We start from the raw sequence: 13,629 nt of genomic DNA on the forward strand, positions 1-13,629 counted from the left end.
GTGCTGTTGTGCTGGCTATGTGTCTTGCATGCCGACACACAAGAGGCTCAAAGTAAAGTAGTCTATCTCAAGGTCCTCAATGCAGAGGAGCTTAGCGCACAACGATTCTATGTGGGGCAGGTCGTTTCTGTGCAATACCAGGCCTTACTCTTTTCTCAGGCTAAGTTCTTAGGGGCAGAGTTGGAGCGCAATCCGGATGAAAAACAACTCAAACGCCTCAATTTTAACCCTCCATGGAAAGCGGGGGAAGATGGGAATTTAAGTGCTACCTATCTGTATAAAGTGATGGGTACACGGGCTGTGATTCCTGGATTAAAAGTGAGTGCTTTTGTAGAGAGCCAAGGCTATTTAGATACCGCCAATACACCCGATTTGCCCCTGAATGTGCTCGATCTCTCAGCCCACCCCAATTATGTAGGGGTAGTCGCGCGCGCCTTTAGTGTAGTGGGCTATAAAGCCAAAGAGTATGACAGCACGCATAATATTGTCGTCTTTGAGATAGAGGCCAAAGGGTCTAATCTGGAAGACTTAAAGATTGTGGGTGGCATGAAACAAGGCTTTGAGAGCGCGCATTTTTCCTTAGACACCGCACAAGGGATTTATTACTGCATCGTGCCCAAGAGTTGGCGTGAGCTATCCTTTAACTATTTTTCCTTAGAAAATGGGCAGTTCAAAGAGGTGCGTTTTGCGATCAATCCCGTTGAAGAAACCATTAGCACCCAGAGCACACTCAAGCCTAAAAATAATTTCTTGCTCTTCTCTAACTTTGTGCTGCTCTTTTTCGTCCTGCTTGCCTTGGTCTTATCTTTCTTGATCCCCTACAAGAAAAGCGCGTTGGGAGTGGCAGTGGTTTTAGTAGGGGTATTGCTGTGGAATGTCTTTTTCACTTATCGCAGTGGGATTTTGTTAGCCAATAAGGAGATCAAAATTCTACCCACTGCTAATTCTACCCTATTGGAAATTTCTAAAAATGCTTTGAAAGTAGAAATCATCGGCGCGCACGATGGGTATTATAAAATCATGACTCAAGATGAGAAGATCGGCTGGGTGAAAAAGAGCGATGTGGAGTAGATTGCGGGGGGTTTATGCCCTCTTGGTGGTGGGCTTAGGACTGGGCTTTATTATTCTGATGAATTTTTTAACCCGCAAGCATAATAATTCCAGGGCCACACGCAAGTGGTGCCGCTCCTTTTTTTGGTTAATGGGAACTCCCTTAGAGAAAGTGGGGGAATTCGACCAAAGCGCAACGCTCATTGTACTCAACCACCAAAGCATTATTGATATTGTTTGCCTAGAAGCCTACCATCCCCAAAATATCTGCTGGATCGCTAAAAAGGAATTAGGCGAAATTCCCTATTACGGCTATGCGCTTAAAACTCCACAGATGATCTTAATCGATCGCGAAGATAAGAGAGGTCTTGCCTATCTCCTAAAAATGGCAAAAGAAAAACTGGATCAACAACGACCCTTAGTGATTTTTCCAGAAGGCACAAGGGGGCGAGGGGAGGAAAAGTTTTTGCCCTTTAAACCGGGGGCCAAGATTTTGACTGAACGATTCAAGCTCAAGATTCAACCCATTGTGCTCATCAACACGCGCCAAGTTCTCAACACAAAACCCCTCGAATCGCACCGCGTACCCATGCGCATGGTGCTTTTGGAAGCCTATGAACCTGACCTCAATACAGATTGGTACGCAGAATTAGCAGCACGCATGCACTCCGTCTATAGCACGCATTATCATCAACTCAATGGCTAAAGACTCGCAGCGATATGGGCTAGATTCTCATAAAAGGCGCAGTATTTCTTTTGTGCTTCCTCTATGCTACAGGCCACAAAGCGCACACTGCTTTGAGGACGCAGTTGGGCTAGGGCGATTACACTCTCTTTGATTAAGGTCGCAATCTTAGGATACCCTCCCATAGTCTGTCGATCGGCCATCAAAACTAAGGGCTGGCCATTGGGGAGTACCTGCACACTGCCCAACACTAAGGGTTCAGAGATCATTTCGCTCTTTTCTTGCCACTCTAAAACAGGCCCCTCTAAGAAAATACCCATGCGATCGCCCCTGCTGAGACGATAAGGGGTTTGCAAAAAGCTATTAATCGTTTGAGAGCTGAAATAATGTTCCTGAGGTCCCAAGATCACATGTAAAGTGGCATGGGGGTGGTAAGCAGGGCGGCCATGCTTGCTTAAACGTCTCTTTTTAGACTCGGGGCGCACCTGGATATGCAACATATCTCCCTTTTGCAACTTGCGCCCTTCAAAACCCCCCATCTGCCCACGCATAAAGGTCGCTTTACTCCCATGCACTTGAGGCACTTCCAAGACTCCAGAAAAAGCCAAATACGCGCACACGCCCGCTCTAAGACCCCCAAAACTCAAGACATCTCCAGGTCTAACCTCATAGGATTCCCAATTAAAAATCGCCACTTCATTGAGCTGAGGCTTCAAATCCGCCCCACCAATGGCTATGTACATGGGTTCTAAAAATTCCAAGCGCGCTCCTGTGTAGAGCATCTCTAAGAGGGCCTGATCTCTAGCATTGCCCACAAGCAAATTAGCCACAGAGGCACTAAATTCATCCATAACTCCGCAGGTAGGAATCCCATAGCGCAAAAACCCTACCCGCCCAAAGTCCTGAACACTGCTACATAATCCGCCCTCTAGCACCCGAACATTAGCCACGCAAAGCCTTTGGATCAATCAAATTGCATCTAGGGGTGTAATGACCCTTTAAAACCATCTGCTCTAAGTGCATGTATTCCTCCAAACAAATGGGTTTGTAGCGTACAAAATCCCCCGCTTGGAGCAATACGGGGGGATTTTTAGTCGGGTCATAGAGCTTAAGGGGAGTTTTAGCGATAATCTGCCAACCCCCTGGTGAGCTGAGAGGGTAGATTCCAGTTTGGGTATGGGCAATGCCCACTGACCCAGGGCTCACCTGTGCTCTGGGCTGGGCTAATCTGGGCACAGCAAGGCTGGGGTCTAGCCCGCCTAAATAAGCAAAACCAGGTAAAAAACCTAGCATATAAACCAGGTAATCTGGCGCGCTGTGACGCTGGATAATCTCTTCTAGGGATAGCCCAGTGTGTGCAGAAACAAATTCTAAATCAAGCCCCAAACTAGGGTGGTAGCATGTGGGGATTTCCACTAAATAGTGGAGCTCTTCTAGGGTACTTGGGATGTCCCATTCTATTTGCTCTAGAATATCCACTAATTGCGCATGGCTTAGGATGAGCGGATTATAGAGGATGAGCAAGCTCGCATAAGCACTCACGAACTCTAGGACACCCTTTAAAGCCCTTTGTTCTAAAACGCGCTCTACACACCGCACTTGGGCGTTGAGTTGGGGATCAATCTGCGTGCCAAATTCTAATAACAACGCGCCTTCCCCACAAATGCGATACTTCACACCTTTCATCGATGCACTCCTAGCCAAACATAGCAATTAAGGGTTTTAAAGAGAGCACTCCCAAATACGCGCTCAAACCCACTACCACCCAACCTAGGGCGGCTAAGACCTTAGAATGTCGGTACACGCCCACGATGTTTTTTGAATAGCCTGCGATCAACACCACTGCTAGGGTGATGGGCAAAACTAGACCATTGAGCGCTCCAGCCATGATCAACAACGCTACAGGCTTACCGATGGTAATAAAGATCAGCGTAGAAAGTCCAATAAGAGTGATGATACAAGCTCGTTCATGGTGTTGCACCCATGCAAAACTCTTCAAAAAAGACACACTCGTGTAAGACGCGCCCACAATGGAAGTTAGGCTGGCGGCTAAAAAAACCAATCCAAAGATTTTATATCCCAAGTCACCTAAAGCCACTCCAAAAGCACTCCCTGCTGGATTACTAGAATCCAATAAATGTCCCGCTTCCACCACACCCAGCACAGCCAAAAACAGCAAGACACGCACCAAAGTGGCCACGCCCATGCTTAGGTAAGCGGCACGATCCACTTGAGCGCGCTCTTTTTCCCCCACAATGCCTAAATCAATTAAGCGATGCGCCCCAGCAAAGACAATATAACCCCCTACACTGCCACCTATGAGTGTGATTGTAGCGGGCATAGAAAATTGGCTAGGCATAAAAGTTTCTTGGAACACTTGAACGAGAGGAGGGTGTGTAAAGAATGCAACAAAGGCAATTAAAAGGATCATCAGCACGCCTAGGACCTGCGCCAACCTATCCATCCAATGTCCTGCGCGCTTGGAGATAAAAATTAAAATAGCCAGCAAAGCACTCAAAAATCCCGCGCTTTTTATATCCAGCCCTATCAGAGCCTGCAGACCCAAAGCCGCGCCCCCCACATTGCCGATATTGAACGCCAACGCTCCTAGCGTGATAAGAAAAGTCAGGAAGTGCCCTAGACCCGGAACAAGAGTATTGGCAACATCTTGCCCTCTTCGTTTAGCAATACTCAAAACCCGCCAGACATTGAGTTGGGCAACTAGGGAGGCGATAACAGAGATGGCGATCACGCAGGCAAAAGAGCTTTTTAATTCTTGGGTGAATTGTGCACTCTGAGTGAGAAAACCCGGCCCAATGGTGGAAGTCGCGCTAAAAAATGCCACACCCCACAAGAAAGATCGGGGTTTAATGGGAAGACCTTATCAGAGTGTTTAAAGGCTGGATCGTAATCCCGTGGGTCTCTAGGGCCACGCGCACCTGCTTGGCAAATTCTAGGGCTTTGGGGGTGTCGCCATGCACACAGAGTGAATCCACTTCAATTGCTATTTCCTCTCCCTCTATGGTGCAAACCTTGCCCTCTAAGAGCATGTTCAGAGCTTGATCAACAGCTTGTCTGGGTTCTTTAATAAGGGCTTGGGGGTGGCTTCTAGGGACTAGTTGCCCATTAGCTTGGTAGCGGCGATCGATAAAGGCCTCTTGGGCGATGCGCAAACCCATTCTTTGCCCTTCTAAAGCCATCACACTTTGACTCAGAGTGAGGATGATGAGGTCAGGGTTATAGGCTTGAATACCTTCCAAAACGGCTTTAGCTAATTGCGCATCGTGGTTGGCCTGGTTGTAAAAACTTCCATGCAATTTGACATGCTGGAGAGAAAATCCAAAACTTTTAGCAAAAGCTGCAAGAGCACCCACTTGATAGAGGGTGTAGCATTGCGCTTCTTTAGGACTGATCTCCATTTTGCGCCGTCCAAAGCCCAGCAAATCTGGATAACCCACATGCGCCCCCAAGCCCACTCCTAATACCTTAGCTTCGCGGGCGCGATCATGCATGATGAGCGCATCTCCAGCATGCCAGCCACATGCCACATTGACGCTGCTCACACACCTGAGGATAGCCCCATCATCCCCCATTTGATAAACCCCAAAACCCTCGCCCATATCGCTATTCAAATCCACGCTTTTCATGTCTACCATTATACAATAAAACGCAAGGGGCTTGAAATTTTAAATAAAAAATGCTAGAATGGGCGCTTTTGGGGTGTTAGCTCAGTTTGGGAGAGCGCAACGCTGGCAGCGTTGAGGTCAGGGGTTCGAGCCCCCTACACTCCACCATCTACATCTGACACAAAAACCATCTAATTTGCTAGTTGCGCTGAAATTGCACGCCGTAGGCCCTAGGATGTCATTGCAAATCAGATTGGTTTCACCAAAGAGTGCATCAGAACAACGAAGCTCCCAGAAGCGGTAATTACTTTAAAATTACCATTTCCTTACCGCCAAAGGTGGCCTTTAAGTCCTCATCGATGCGCTTGACAAGATAAAAGCGACTTCCTGGAAAATTGCTAATGCTCTCTTTTTCGTGGTTATAGAGAGTGAGCACGATTCGGATTCGCCCGTCATGGTGCTTTTGGCGCAGAGCGACCAACACTAGGTCTTGATTTTCTTGGAGCAGGGCAGAAACCTGTGGCTCTTTAAAAAAGGTGAGCACCTCTTTCATGCTCAACACTTCTTGTTCAATGGGTTTGAGATGGTCGGTGCTAAATTTTTTCTTAAACCATAACAACGCCCCTAGCCCTATAAGCATCACGAGGGCGGCAAGGACAATCCATACCGTGTTGTCTGCATTCTCCACTATAGATTTCCTTATTTTAAGATAATCATATTCCTACCGCCAAACTGGTTTTTGGTCTCACGATCGAGTTCTTCGCTCTCCACACCTCTAGCCTGTTGGTCCACAACATCCCCGGTTTGTTTGTTGTAAAGACAATCAATTACCCGATACCTCCCCGTGCGTAAGTTCTCTTTGATTGCCACCGCGACAAGGTGGCGATCATTTTCCAATTTCTGAAGTCTGTAGGGGTCTTGAAACCACTCGACAATATGCTTAAAGAAATTGAGAATCTTTGTAATAATGTGAGTAATAAAGTCCCATAACTTTTCAAAAAGCGCGTGTATATCCTCGATCATTGTCCATCCTTCACTTCACGACGATTAAATTTTCATCCCCGAAATTCTCCACCAAATCCTGATCGAGCTCGGAAGTTTCCACCCTTAAAAAGGGATTTTCAGAACCCACCAAGGGATTCCCGTTTTTATCTAAAAAACAGCAAGAAAGCACAATTTGATGCTCTTCAATTTGTTCGCGCATGATATTAGCCGCGCTATAGATGCGCGAATCAAAGTTTTTCTGAATCCACTCGAGTGCCTCTTTAAAGGTGTACTGGCGTTTTTTCACTTCTTCGTGATTCCACGCCATTTCAAGCGCCTTTTTGTTCAGCACGCTCTCGATCCGCTGTCTTAAATCTGGGTCCTCTTGGATTTGTTTGAGCAACCAATCCACATCGACTTTATTTTCTCTCTTGCCGTATTTGTCCTCATTGGCCATTTTTTTTCCTCCTGATGGTTTTAAAATTCCCTTTCTTCAGGTTCTTCTTGATCTGTCGATTCAAAGGTTGATGATTTCCCTCTGCGTAGTTTTGCATAAAGGCTTTTTTAGACGCTTTAAAAGCTTTTTGGAAGTGTTTAAAACAAGGTAAGCTCTCCTCTTTAGCCCCCATGATGAGCCCATTCAAAATCGCATTTTTAATCTCACGTCCTGAAAAACCTTTAGAAAGGCGGCTTAAAAGTGTCAGTTCTTCTGTGCTCAATTCGGGCATCCCTAGGCTGTAAAGTTTAGAAGGGATGTGTTTGAGAATAATCGCCTTGCGTTGCTTTTTATTGGGCAAGTCAAAGTGAATCGAGCGCAAAATGCGGCTGTGAAAAGCTTTATCGTAATTTTCTAGCAAATTGGTCGCAAAGATGACAATGACCGGGCGTTCTTCCAAGAGCTTTAAAAGTTCGCTTCTGAGCGAGTTTAACGCCTGATCCGCGCTTTGGGTGATGTTAGAAATGCGCTTGCCCAAGAAGCTATCGGCCTCATCGAAGAATAAAATCGCGCTATGCTGTTGGGCTAAATCAAAGGCTGCTACGAGATTCTTGGGCGCATCTCCGACAAATTTCGATTCGATGTCGGCGTAATTGCTATGGATAATTTTCTTACCCAATTCTTTAGCGATAATATGGGCACTCATGGTTTTGCCTGTGCCTGGCTTGCCATGCAAATTGATGATCGTTTTGACTACGCTATCGACCTCATAAAATCCCCATTCCTCATAAATGAGGGCTTGTTTTTGCACTAGCAAGATGGTCTCAAGCAGGGCGTTTTTTGTCTTTTTACCCAGCTCAATCTGTGCCATATGATAGCGGGGTTCTTCTAATTTGAGATTTAAGTTCGGAGCGTTTTCTTGCTCCTGTTTCAAGGCTTCTTGGCGTTCACCTGACTTGGTTTTTAACCAAGCACGCAGGGTCTGCGTGTAGTTGAGCCCTAAGTAAAAACGCGCGTTGATGCCCAAAAACCTATCCTCGAGCATAGCACGCTGGATGGGGTGTCTTAAGCGTGAGAGTAGCAAAGAGATACCCACTTCCTCCTTGTGTGTGGGAGTGTAAGATGTTTTCACTTCAACGCGGTTAGTCCCTGTGTGATCCAATACGACAAATAAGGCCAGTTCGTGCACCCCGCTAAAATCGTAATCCTCTCGAGCTAAGACCCCGCGCACCTCCTCACAAAATTTTTCTAACAGCGCGCCATCTACATCCTGCAATAACGCATTTTCAAGCACCACCACTTCCTGCTTCATAGCACTTGTCCTAGATGGAGTTGTTTGGCGTCTTTCTTATCGACCTTGCATTGTAGGGTATGCACCACGCGCCCTCTTTTACTCCTTAAACCGACATCTACCTCCACATAATCTTTTGTGCGGTGCATTCCTCTAATTTGGGCAGAGAGCTTCTGTTGTAGTTGTTTTTCTTTGGCTACCCTCTGCTTTTGGATATAGCTAAGAAATTCCCTAGCCCCCAAGACAACCAACCCTCCCACCAACAGACATCCCAAACCCACAGCAATCAATGGTAATGGCATAACCCCCCTTTGCGAATATCCCCCATTTCAAATCTACGGCGGGCATTATAACACACAATACAAATGAAAATACCAATACCTCCGTAGCCAAAAGTTAAGAGTTTTTATTGTATTTGTTAGCATTTTCGAAGAGTTAACTACTCGAGTGCAATAGATAAGTCTTGGTTAAACGAGATTCAGTCAAGAAAAACTAGGAGTTGCGTGTTAAGCATCGCCCATAGCCCGGATGCGGATGATATTTTTATGTTCTATGCCATCGCCTTTGGCTGGGTGGATTTGCCAAAAGCTTTCAGCCACTATGCCTTAGACATTGAAACCCTCAACACCCAAGCCCTGCAAGGCGTGCATGATATCAGCGCGATCTCTTTTGCGCTCTACCCCCTCATTGCTGATCAATACGCCCTGCTACGCTGTGCGGCTAGCTTTGGAGAAGGGTATGGACCCAAGCTCATCCGCAAAGCCTCTACAAAGCTTAAAAAGAATTTTAAAGTCGCTCTAAGTGGGCGTTACACTACTAATGCTCTACTCTTTAGGCTTTACTACCCCCATGCGCGCGTGGTGTATAAGAACTTCTTAGAAATTGAAGGGGCGGTATTGAGTGGGGAGGTAGATGCGGGGGTGCTCATCCATGAGAGTATTTTAGATTTTCACCCCGATCTAGTGGTAGAAAAAGAGATTTGGGAGGTGTGGTGTGATCTCTCTAACTCAGAATTGCCCCTGCCTTTAGGCGGTATGGTTTTAAGGCGTTCGATCCCTTTATTACAAGCTATCATCCTAGAAAAGAAATTAACCCAAGCCATCGACTTAGCCCTAGCCCACTCGGAGCTGCTCTCTTCCATGCTTTTAGAACGGGGCTTGGTGCGCGTGCAAAAGCAAAATCTAGCTACCTATTTAAAACTCTATGCGAATGCGAGTCGCTTCAATGAGGCACAGATTCAAGGACTCAATGCCCTTTTTGATCTAGGCTTTAAACATGGTCTTTACCCCGCCCCTTTGCGCACACAAGATCACCTCATCCCCGAGCGTTACCACCAACTCAGGTTTTCTTAAAGCCATGGTTAGCACGCGTTTTAGCTCAGATCACCCCAGTTATTTAGATTTATATTTCGATCACTATGTGCCCGATCGCCCTAAAGGCGTGGGGGTGGTGATTGCTACGGGCATGGTAGAACACCGCAAACACTACACATGGCTAGCTTCGCGTATGTGTGCATGCGGTTATGATGTCTTTGTGCTCGATCACAGAGGGCATGGACAAAGCGTGTTAAAGGATAGCTCTGAGATTGCTTGGGGAGAGATGGGAGAAAATGGTTTTGAGCATGCCGTGTTGGACTTAGCCAAGTTTATCCGCGTGGTGCGCGGGATTTGCAAGGGGCATAAGTTGGTCGTATTAGGACATAGCATGGGCTCACTACTAGCGCGCCGTTTAATCCAACATGGTTACACCTCCCTAGACGCGCTCATTCTCACGGGCACACCCAGCCCCTTTAGGGGCTTAAAATGGTGCGCGCGCCTTGCTAGAGGGCTAAGCACTCTGCATTGCTCGCCTCGATGGAATTTGAGCGTGCTTTTTAGCTTGCATCCGCGCGTGCGCGCCTTTGGATTTAGGGGCGCGTGGCTGTGCAAAGACCCCAAAGCCCTTAAACGCTACCACGCAGACAAAGCAAGCCGTTTTACCTTTAGTATGAATAGCTTTGCCTGCCTGCTGGAGGGAGCGCATTTGGTCTTTAGCGCGTACGCTTATGGGGATAAAAACCTGCCTATCTTGCTCATGAGTGGTTTAGAAGATGTGTGTGGGGGTTTTGGAGTGGGGGTGATCAAGGCTTATAATGCCCTGCGCGCGCAAGGGTTTAAACAGGTATCCTTACAACTCTTAGAGCAAGGACGGCATAAAATCTTTGAAGAACCCGAAAAAGAAGAGATCTTACAGATTTTGTTAGCTTGGCTGGAACAGCGCGGCCTTTAACGCTTGTTTTTCATCTGCTCGATATGCGCCACTTGGGCAAAGACGATCGCCACAGCCTCAAAGAGCATTTTAGGGATCACCTCATCCACATCCACTTCTTTATACAGCTCGCGCGCTAGCTTGGGGTTTTCTATGATCTCAATCTCGTGTTCTCTAGCGATCGCTTTAATGCGAATCGCTAAGTGTTCGATCCCCTTAGCCACCACCACAGGGGCGACATCCTTTTCTTCAAAGCGGAGCGCAACGGCGTAATGGGTAGGGTTAGTTACAACCACATTCGCACTAGGGATAGCCGCCATCATCTTGCTCATGGAGTTTTTGAGCATGAGTTGTTTAATCTTGGCTTTGATTTCAGGGTTACCCTCTTGTTGTTTGTATTCGTCCTTAACTTCTTGCTTAGTCATTTTAAGCGAATTAATGTATTGACGGCGTTTTAGCAGAAAATCTAATAAAGAGGCTACCAAAAAGAGAAATAGCAAGCTTGCAATAAGAATTAACGCCTTGTGTTCAAACCACAACGCCTGATCTCTAATCTCAACACGCGCGATTTTGGCTAACTCCCCGATAAACATACTCACCACTACAAAGCCCAAGACAAAGGCGATACACACCTTCGCCGTGATGAGCAATCCATCCAAGAGCTTTTTAAGAGAGAAGAGATTTTTAAGCCCATTGATGGGGTTGATCTTAGAAAATTTGGGCACGATCGCTTTTGGGCTGAAAAGCAAGCCAAATTGCACCACATTAGCCAAAAACGCCACCACAAACATGAGAAATAAAAAAGGCAAGAGTACCCAAGCCACATCTTTAAGTAATTGTAAAGAGAGCAGATGAAGATTATGAGGCGTGAAATCTAGGGCGATCCAGCGCAGACTCTGCCTAAAAATGCTTTCAAAATGGTCTAACCACATGCTAAAAAAAGCCATCACCCCCCCAAAGCCTGCCACCAGCCCCAAAAACCCCACCACCTCTAAGCTTTTAGCGACATTACCCTCTTCGCGCGCTTTCTCAATCTTCTTAGCCGAGGGGAGTTCGGTCTTTTCTTCTTCAGCCATTTAAAATTTTCAACGCGTGTTGGTATGCCCTGTAGGTATTGCAATTGCTAAACTCAGGACCCTCCTGCACCTCTATAGCCAAGCCCTCCTTTAAAAGGGAGCTTACCGCACCATTACAATCCAAAGTGTCCTCTAGCGCATCTGCCATGCTCATCTGCCAGCACCCTAGCAAGTAAAAACACTCGGAACTCTTAGCATACACCACCCCCGCCTCTTGGGCATGGTTACAGAGTGTTAAAATACTCTGGGCAGACACTAGAGGCATGTCTATAGGGATTACAAAGATCGTCTGTTGGAGGGCATACAAAGAGCGCACGATGCCTAGTAGGGGGCTAAAATCGGATCGGCAGTCCAAAATATAGGACGCATGCGCTTGTAAGTTATAGGATTCTTTGCAACTGATATAGACCCGCTCAAAAAGCGCGCTCATTTTGGCGTGCTGGTAGGCTAGGAGACTAGGGTAATTGCCAAAGGGCAACAACGCCTTATCACATTGTTGCCCTTTCACACGCATGCGCGCGCTTCTGCCACCAGTTAAGATCACACAGGGAATTTTTATTTTTGTCATCAAGCCATCACTCCCATTTTTTGAGCGCGTTTGGTAAATTCGCTAAAACGCACGTCTAAATCCTGCTTACGCGCGATGGAGAGATTAATAAACTCTTTTTCCTGCTCAATGCCTATAAAGGATCGCCCCAGCAAGTTGGCAGCAATCCCGGTGGTGCTCGACCCACTAAAGGGATCGCAGATCAAGCTATCTTGATGGCTAGCCATCAAAATCAAACGCAATAACAAGCCTAAGGGCTTTTGAGTGGGGTGTTTGCCAAAACTCTTTTCCCAAGGGGCAATCGCAGGAAGAGTCCAGACATCACGCATCTGCTTCCCCTCATTACACTCTTTCATGTGTGCGTAGTTGAAAATATGGGCGTGCTTGGGGCTTTTGCGCGCCCATAAGATTTGCTCGCTAGCGTGCACAAGTGTGCGGCATGAAAAATTGGGCGGAGGGTTACTCTTGTGCCAAGTGATCGTATTTAAAAGTTTAAAACCCAGAGTTTGCAAAGCTAGCCCCAGAGAAAAGAGATTATGCTGGGTGGCACTGATACAGATCGTGCCTGTGGGCTTGAGCGCACGCTGGGCTAGGGCGATCCACTCCATATTAAAGGCGTGGATCTCATCAATCCCTCCTGCGCGATCCCATGCGCCCTTATTCACGCTCACAATCTTACCGCTCTGGATACTCAAGCCATCATTGGAGAGAAAATAAGGCGGATCGGCAAAGATCAAATCAAAACACCCCTCCATGCGCGCCAAAACCTCCCTACAATCATGATGATAAAGCGTGAATTTGCTATCCTCACTCACAAAAGTAGGGCTGATAGAATTAGGCATGGGTGATCTCGCTAATGAGGGAATCTAATTGGCTTAAATTATAGAGACGGACGCTTTTATAAGCCTCTTGGAGCTTGTTTTTTGCCTCAAGCCAGCCTTGTCCATCGGTGATCCAAATAAAATATTGGTTTATTTCAGTTTCAAAATGTAGGGCAAGTTCCGTATAAGCCCGTGCCACTTCATTAAGCTTGCTCCCTCCGCTACTATAAAAATTACACTCAATAAAATAGGTCGCGTGCGTGCCAGTGATGACAAAATCAAATTTCTTAATATCCGCGCCAAATTTGGCATGCAAGTTGGGATACCTTGTAACACTCACCTGTTCTTTAAAAATCAAACCTGCCTGACTAAAAACCTGTCTTAAATGCGACTCCATTAATGTTCCGCTACGATTTTTGCGCGCATTGCTGTCCAATCCCACCTCGACCCCTAGCACAAAGTCATTGAGATCATTAATATGCCCCTGAGCTAAAATAGCTAATAATCCGCTTTCTGCGAGAAAAGCGCAAATACCCTCTGGGTTTTGGGTGTAACTATCTAAAGAGACTTCTTGTTGTGCGGGGGTTAAAACGATCTCTTGAGCGTTTCTAACGGCCAGCAAGAGGGGTAAAACCTGAAACGCCTTAGGATATTCTTGGAATAAAAAGGCGACTTTTTGTGGCAAATCTTGCGCCTTGACTCCTAATAGAAAGTTGAGATGGTGGAGGCAAAGGCGCACCTGATCGCGCCGAAACAAGCATTTATCCCAATCCACAAAAAAATCCAACGCGCGGTTAGTCTTTTTTAAGGTCTGCATAAAGGTTGCAAAAGGAAGGGTGTTTTTCATTAGAGCAGTTTAGCGTATT

Annotated in this window: 17 protein-coding genes and 1 tRNA gene; 5 read left to right on the forward strand and 13 right to left on the reverse strand. The window is 46.6% G+C overall.

The features are described from left to right. Together C6H04_RS00480 and C6H04_RS00485 are read left to right on the forward strand one after the other, a co-directional pair. Complete coding sequence (locus tag C6H04_RS00480; protein WP_411710063.1) at positions 1–1,071, forward strand: SH3 domain-containing protein; 1,071 nt, start codon at positions 1–3, stop codon at positions 1,069–1,071. Next, positions 1,061–1,756: a 1-acylglycerol-3-phosphate O-acyltransferase gene (locus C6H04_RS00485; protein ID WP_104732017.1), complete on the forward strand. Its 696-nt coding sequence runs from the start codon at positions 1,061–1,063 to the stop codon at positions 1,754–1,756. The genes C6H04_RS00480 and C6H04_RS00485 overlap by 11 nt, the downstream gene beginning before the upstream one ends. On the opposite strand, the gene C6H04_RS00490 is transcribed toward C6H04_RS00485, so the two are convergent. From C6H04_RS00490 to C6H04_RS00505, 4 genes are read right to left on the reverse strand one after another with little or no spacing between them, the layout of a single operon-like run. Next, positions 1,753–2,685: a 5-oxoprolinase subunit C family protein gene (locus C6H04_RS00490; RefSeq protein ID WP_104732018.1), complete on the reverse strand. Its 933-nt coding sequence runs from the start codon at positions 2,683–2,685 to the stop codon at positions 1,753–1,755. The two genes, C6H04_RS00485 and C6H04_RS00490, sit on opposite strands and share 4 nt — an antisense overlap. Continuing rightward, on the reverse strand, positions 2,678–3,421 hold the full coding sequence (gene pxpB, locus C6H04_RS00495) for a 5-oxoprolinase subunit PxpB (RefSeq protein WP_104732019.1): 744 nt from the start codon (positions 3,419–3,421) through the stop codon (positions 2,678–2,680). The genes C6H04_RS00490 and pxpB overlap by 8 nt, the downstream gene beginning before the upstream one ends. Positions 3,422–3,431: 10 nt before the next feature. Next, positions 3,432–4,580 (reverse strand): NRAMP family divalent metal transporter, encoded by a 1,149-nt coding sequence (locus C6H04_RS00500; protein ID WP_104695964.1) that lies wholly within the window; start codon positions 4,578–4,580, stop codon positions 3,432–3,434. Positions 4,581–4,602: 22 nt separating this feature from the next. Further along, positions 4,603–5,382 carry a LamB/YcsF family protein gene (locus tag C6H04_RS00505; protein WP_104732020.1) on the reverse strand — a complete coding sequence of 260 codons (780 nt, stop codon included), beginning with the start codon at positions 5,380–5,382 and terminating at the stop codon, positions 4,603–4,605. A 70-nt stretch (positions 5,383–5,452) separates the two neighbouring features. On the opposite strand from C6H04_RS00505, the gene C6H04_RS00510 reads away from it, so the two are divergent. After that, positions 5,453–5,529: transfer RNA gene (locus tag C6H04_RS00510), tRNA-Ala, on the forward strand. A gap of 136 nt (positions 5,530–5,665) precedes the next feature. Here C6H04_RS00510 and C6H04_RS00515 read toward each other — a convergent pair. Genes C6H04_RS00515 through C6H04_RS00535 form a run of 5 tightly spaced genes read right to left on the reverse strand, consistent with a single transcriptional unit; the run spans position 5,666 to position 8,374 of the window. Next, complete coding sequence (locus C6H04_RS00515) at positions 5,666–6,049, reverse strand: LPXTG cell wall anchor domain-containing protein (RefSeq protein WP_104732021.1); 384 nt, start codon at positions 6,047–6,049, stop codon at positions 5,666–5,668. An 11-nt stretch (positions 6,050–6,060) separates the two neighbouring features. After that, positions 6,061–6,384 carry a hypothetical protein gene (locus C6H04_RS00520; protein ID WP_104695945.1) on the reverse strand — a complete coding sequence of 108 codons (324 nt, stop codon included), beginning with the start codon at positions 6,382–6,384 and terminating at the stop codon, positions 6,061–6,063. Between the two features lie 10 nt (positions 6,385–6,394). Then, positions 6,395–6,802, reverse strand: a complete 408-nt coding sequence (locus tag C6H04_RS00525; protein ID WP_104695946.1) for a hypothetical protein — start codon at positions 6,800–6,802, stop codon at positions 6,395–6,397. After that, positions 6,792–8,093, reverse strand: coding sequence for an ATP-binding protein (locus tag C6H04_RS00530; RefSeq protein ID WP_104732022.1), 1,302 nt, complete (start codon positions 8,091–8,093; stop codon positions 6,792–6,794). The genes C6H04_RS00525 and C6H04_RS00530 overlap by 11 nt, the downstream gene beginning before the upstream one ends. Beyond that, positions 8,090–8,374 carry a hypothetical protein gene (locus C6H04_RS00535; RefSeq protein ID WP_104732023.1) on the reverse strand — a complete coding sequence of 95 codons (285 nt, stop codon included), beginning with the start codon at positions 8,372–8,374 and terminating at the stop codon, positions 8,090–8,092. Before C6H04_RS00535 ends, C6H04_RS00530 begins: the two co-directional genes overlap by 4 nt. A gap of 201 nt (positions 8,375–8,575) precedes the next feature. On the opposite strand from C6H04_RS00535, the gene C6H04_RS00540 reads away from it, so the two are divergent. Together C6H04_RS00540 and C6H04_RS00545 are read left to right on the forward strand one after the other, a co-directional pair. Continuing rightward, a complete protein-coding gene (locus C6H04_RS00540; protein WP_104732024.1) occupies positions 8,576–9,424 on the forward strand; it encodes a menaquinone biosynthesis family protein in 849 nt (282 codons plus the stop codon). Then, a complete protein-coding gene (locus C6H04_RS00545) occupies positions 9,348–10,340 on the forward strand; it encodes an alpha/beta fold hydrolase (RefSeq protein WP_233711796.1) in 993 nt (330 codons plus the stop codon). Before C6H04_RS00540 ends, C6H04_RS00545 begins: the two co-directional genes overlap by 77 nt. On the opposite strand, the gene flhB is transcribed toward C6H04_RS00545, so the two are convergent. The 4 genes from flhB to C6H04_RS00565 are packed head-to-tail and all read right to left on the reverse strand — an operon-like array spanning position 10,337 to position 13,610. Beyond that, positions 10,337–11,395 carry a flagellar biosynthesis protein FlhB gene (gene flhB / locus C6H04_RS00550; RefSeq protein WP_104682421.1) on the reverse strand — a complete coding sequence of 353 codons (1,059 nt, stop codon included), beginning with the start codon at positions 11,393–11,395 and terminating at the stop codon, positions 10,337–10,339. The genes C6H04_RS00545 and flhB overlap by 4 nt on opposite strands. After that, positions 11,388–11,963 (reverse strand): NTP transferase domain-containing protein, encoded by a 576-nt coding sequence (locus tag C6H04_RS00555; RefSeq protein WP_104732026.1) that lies wholly within the window; start codon positions 11,961–11,963, stop codon positions 11,388–11,390. Before C6H04_RS00555 ends, flhB begins: the two co-directional genes overlap by 8 nt. Then, positions 11,963–12,784: a DNA-methyltransferase gene (locus tag C6H04_RS00560; protein WP_104732027.1), complete on the reverse strand. Its 822-nt coding sequence runs from the start codon at positions 12,782–12,784 to the stop codon at positions 11,963–11,965. The genes C6H04_RS00555 and C6H04_RS00560 overlap by 1 nt, the downstream gene beginning before the upstream one ends. Continuing rightward, positions 12,777–13,610 carry a type II restriction endonuclease gene (locus C6H04_RS00565; protein WP_104695953.1) on the reverse strand — a complete coding sequence of 278 codons (834 nt, stop codon included), beginning with the start codon at positions 13,608–13,610 and terminating at the stop codon, positions 12,777–12,779. The genes C6H04_RS00560 and C6H04_RS00565 overlap by 8 nt, the downstream gene beginning before the upstream one ends. Positions 13,611–13,629: the final 19 nt, after the last annotated feature.

It is taken from the genome of Helicobacter salomonis (assembly GCF_900197775.1).
Lineage (GTDB): Bacteria > Campylobacterota > Campylobacteria > Campylobacterales > Helicobacteraceae > Helicobacter > Helicobacter salomonis.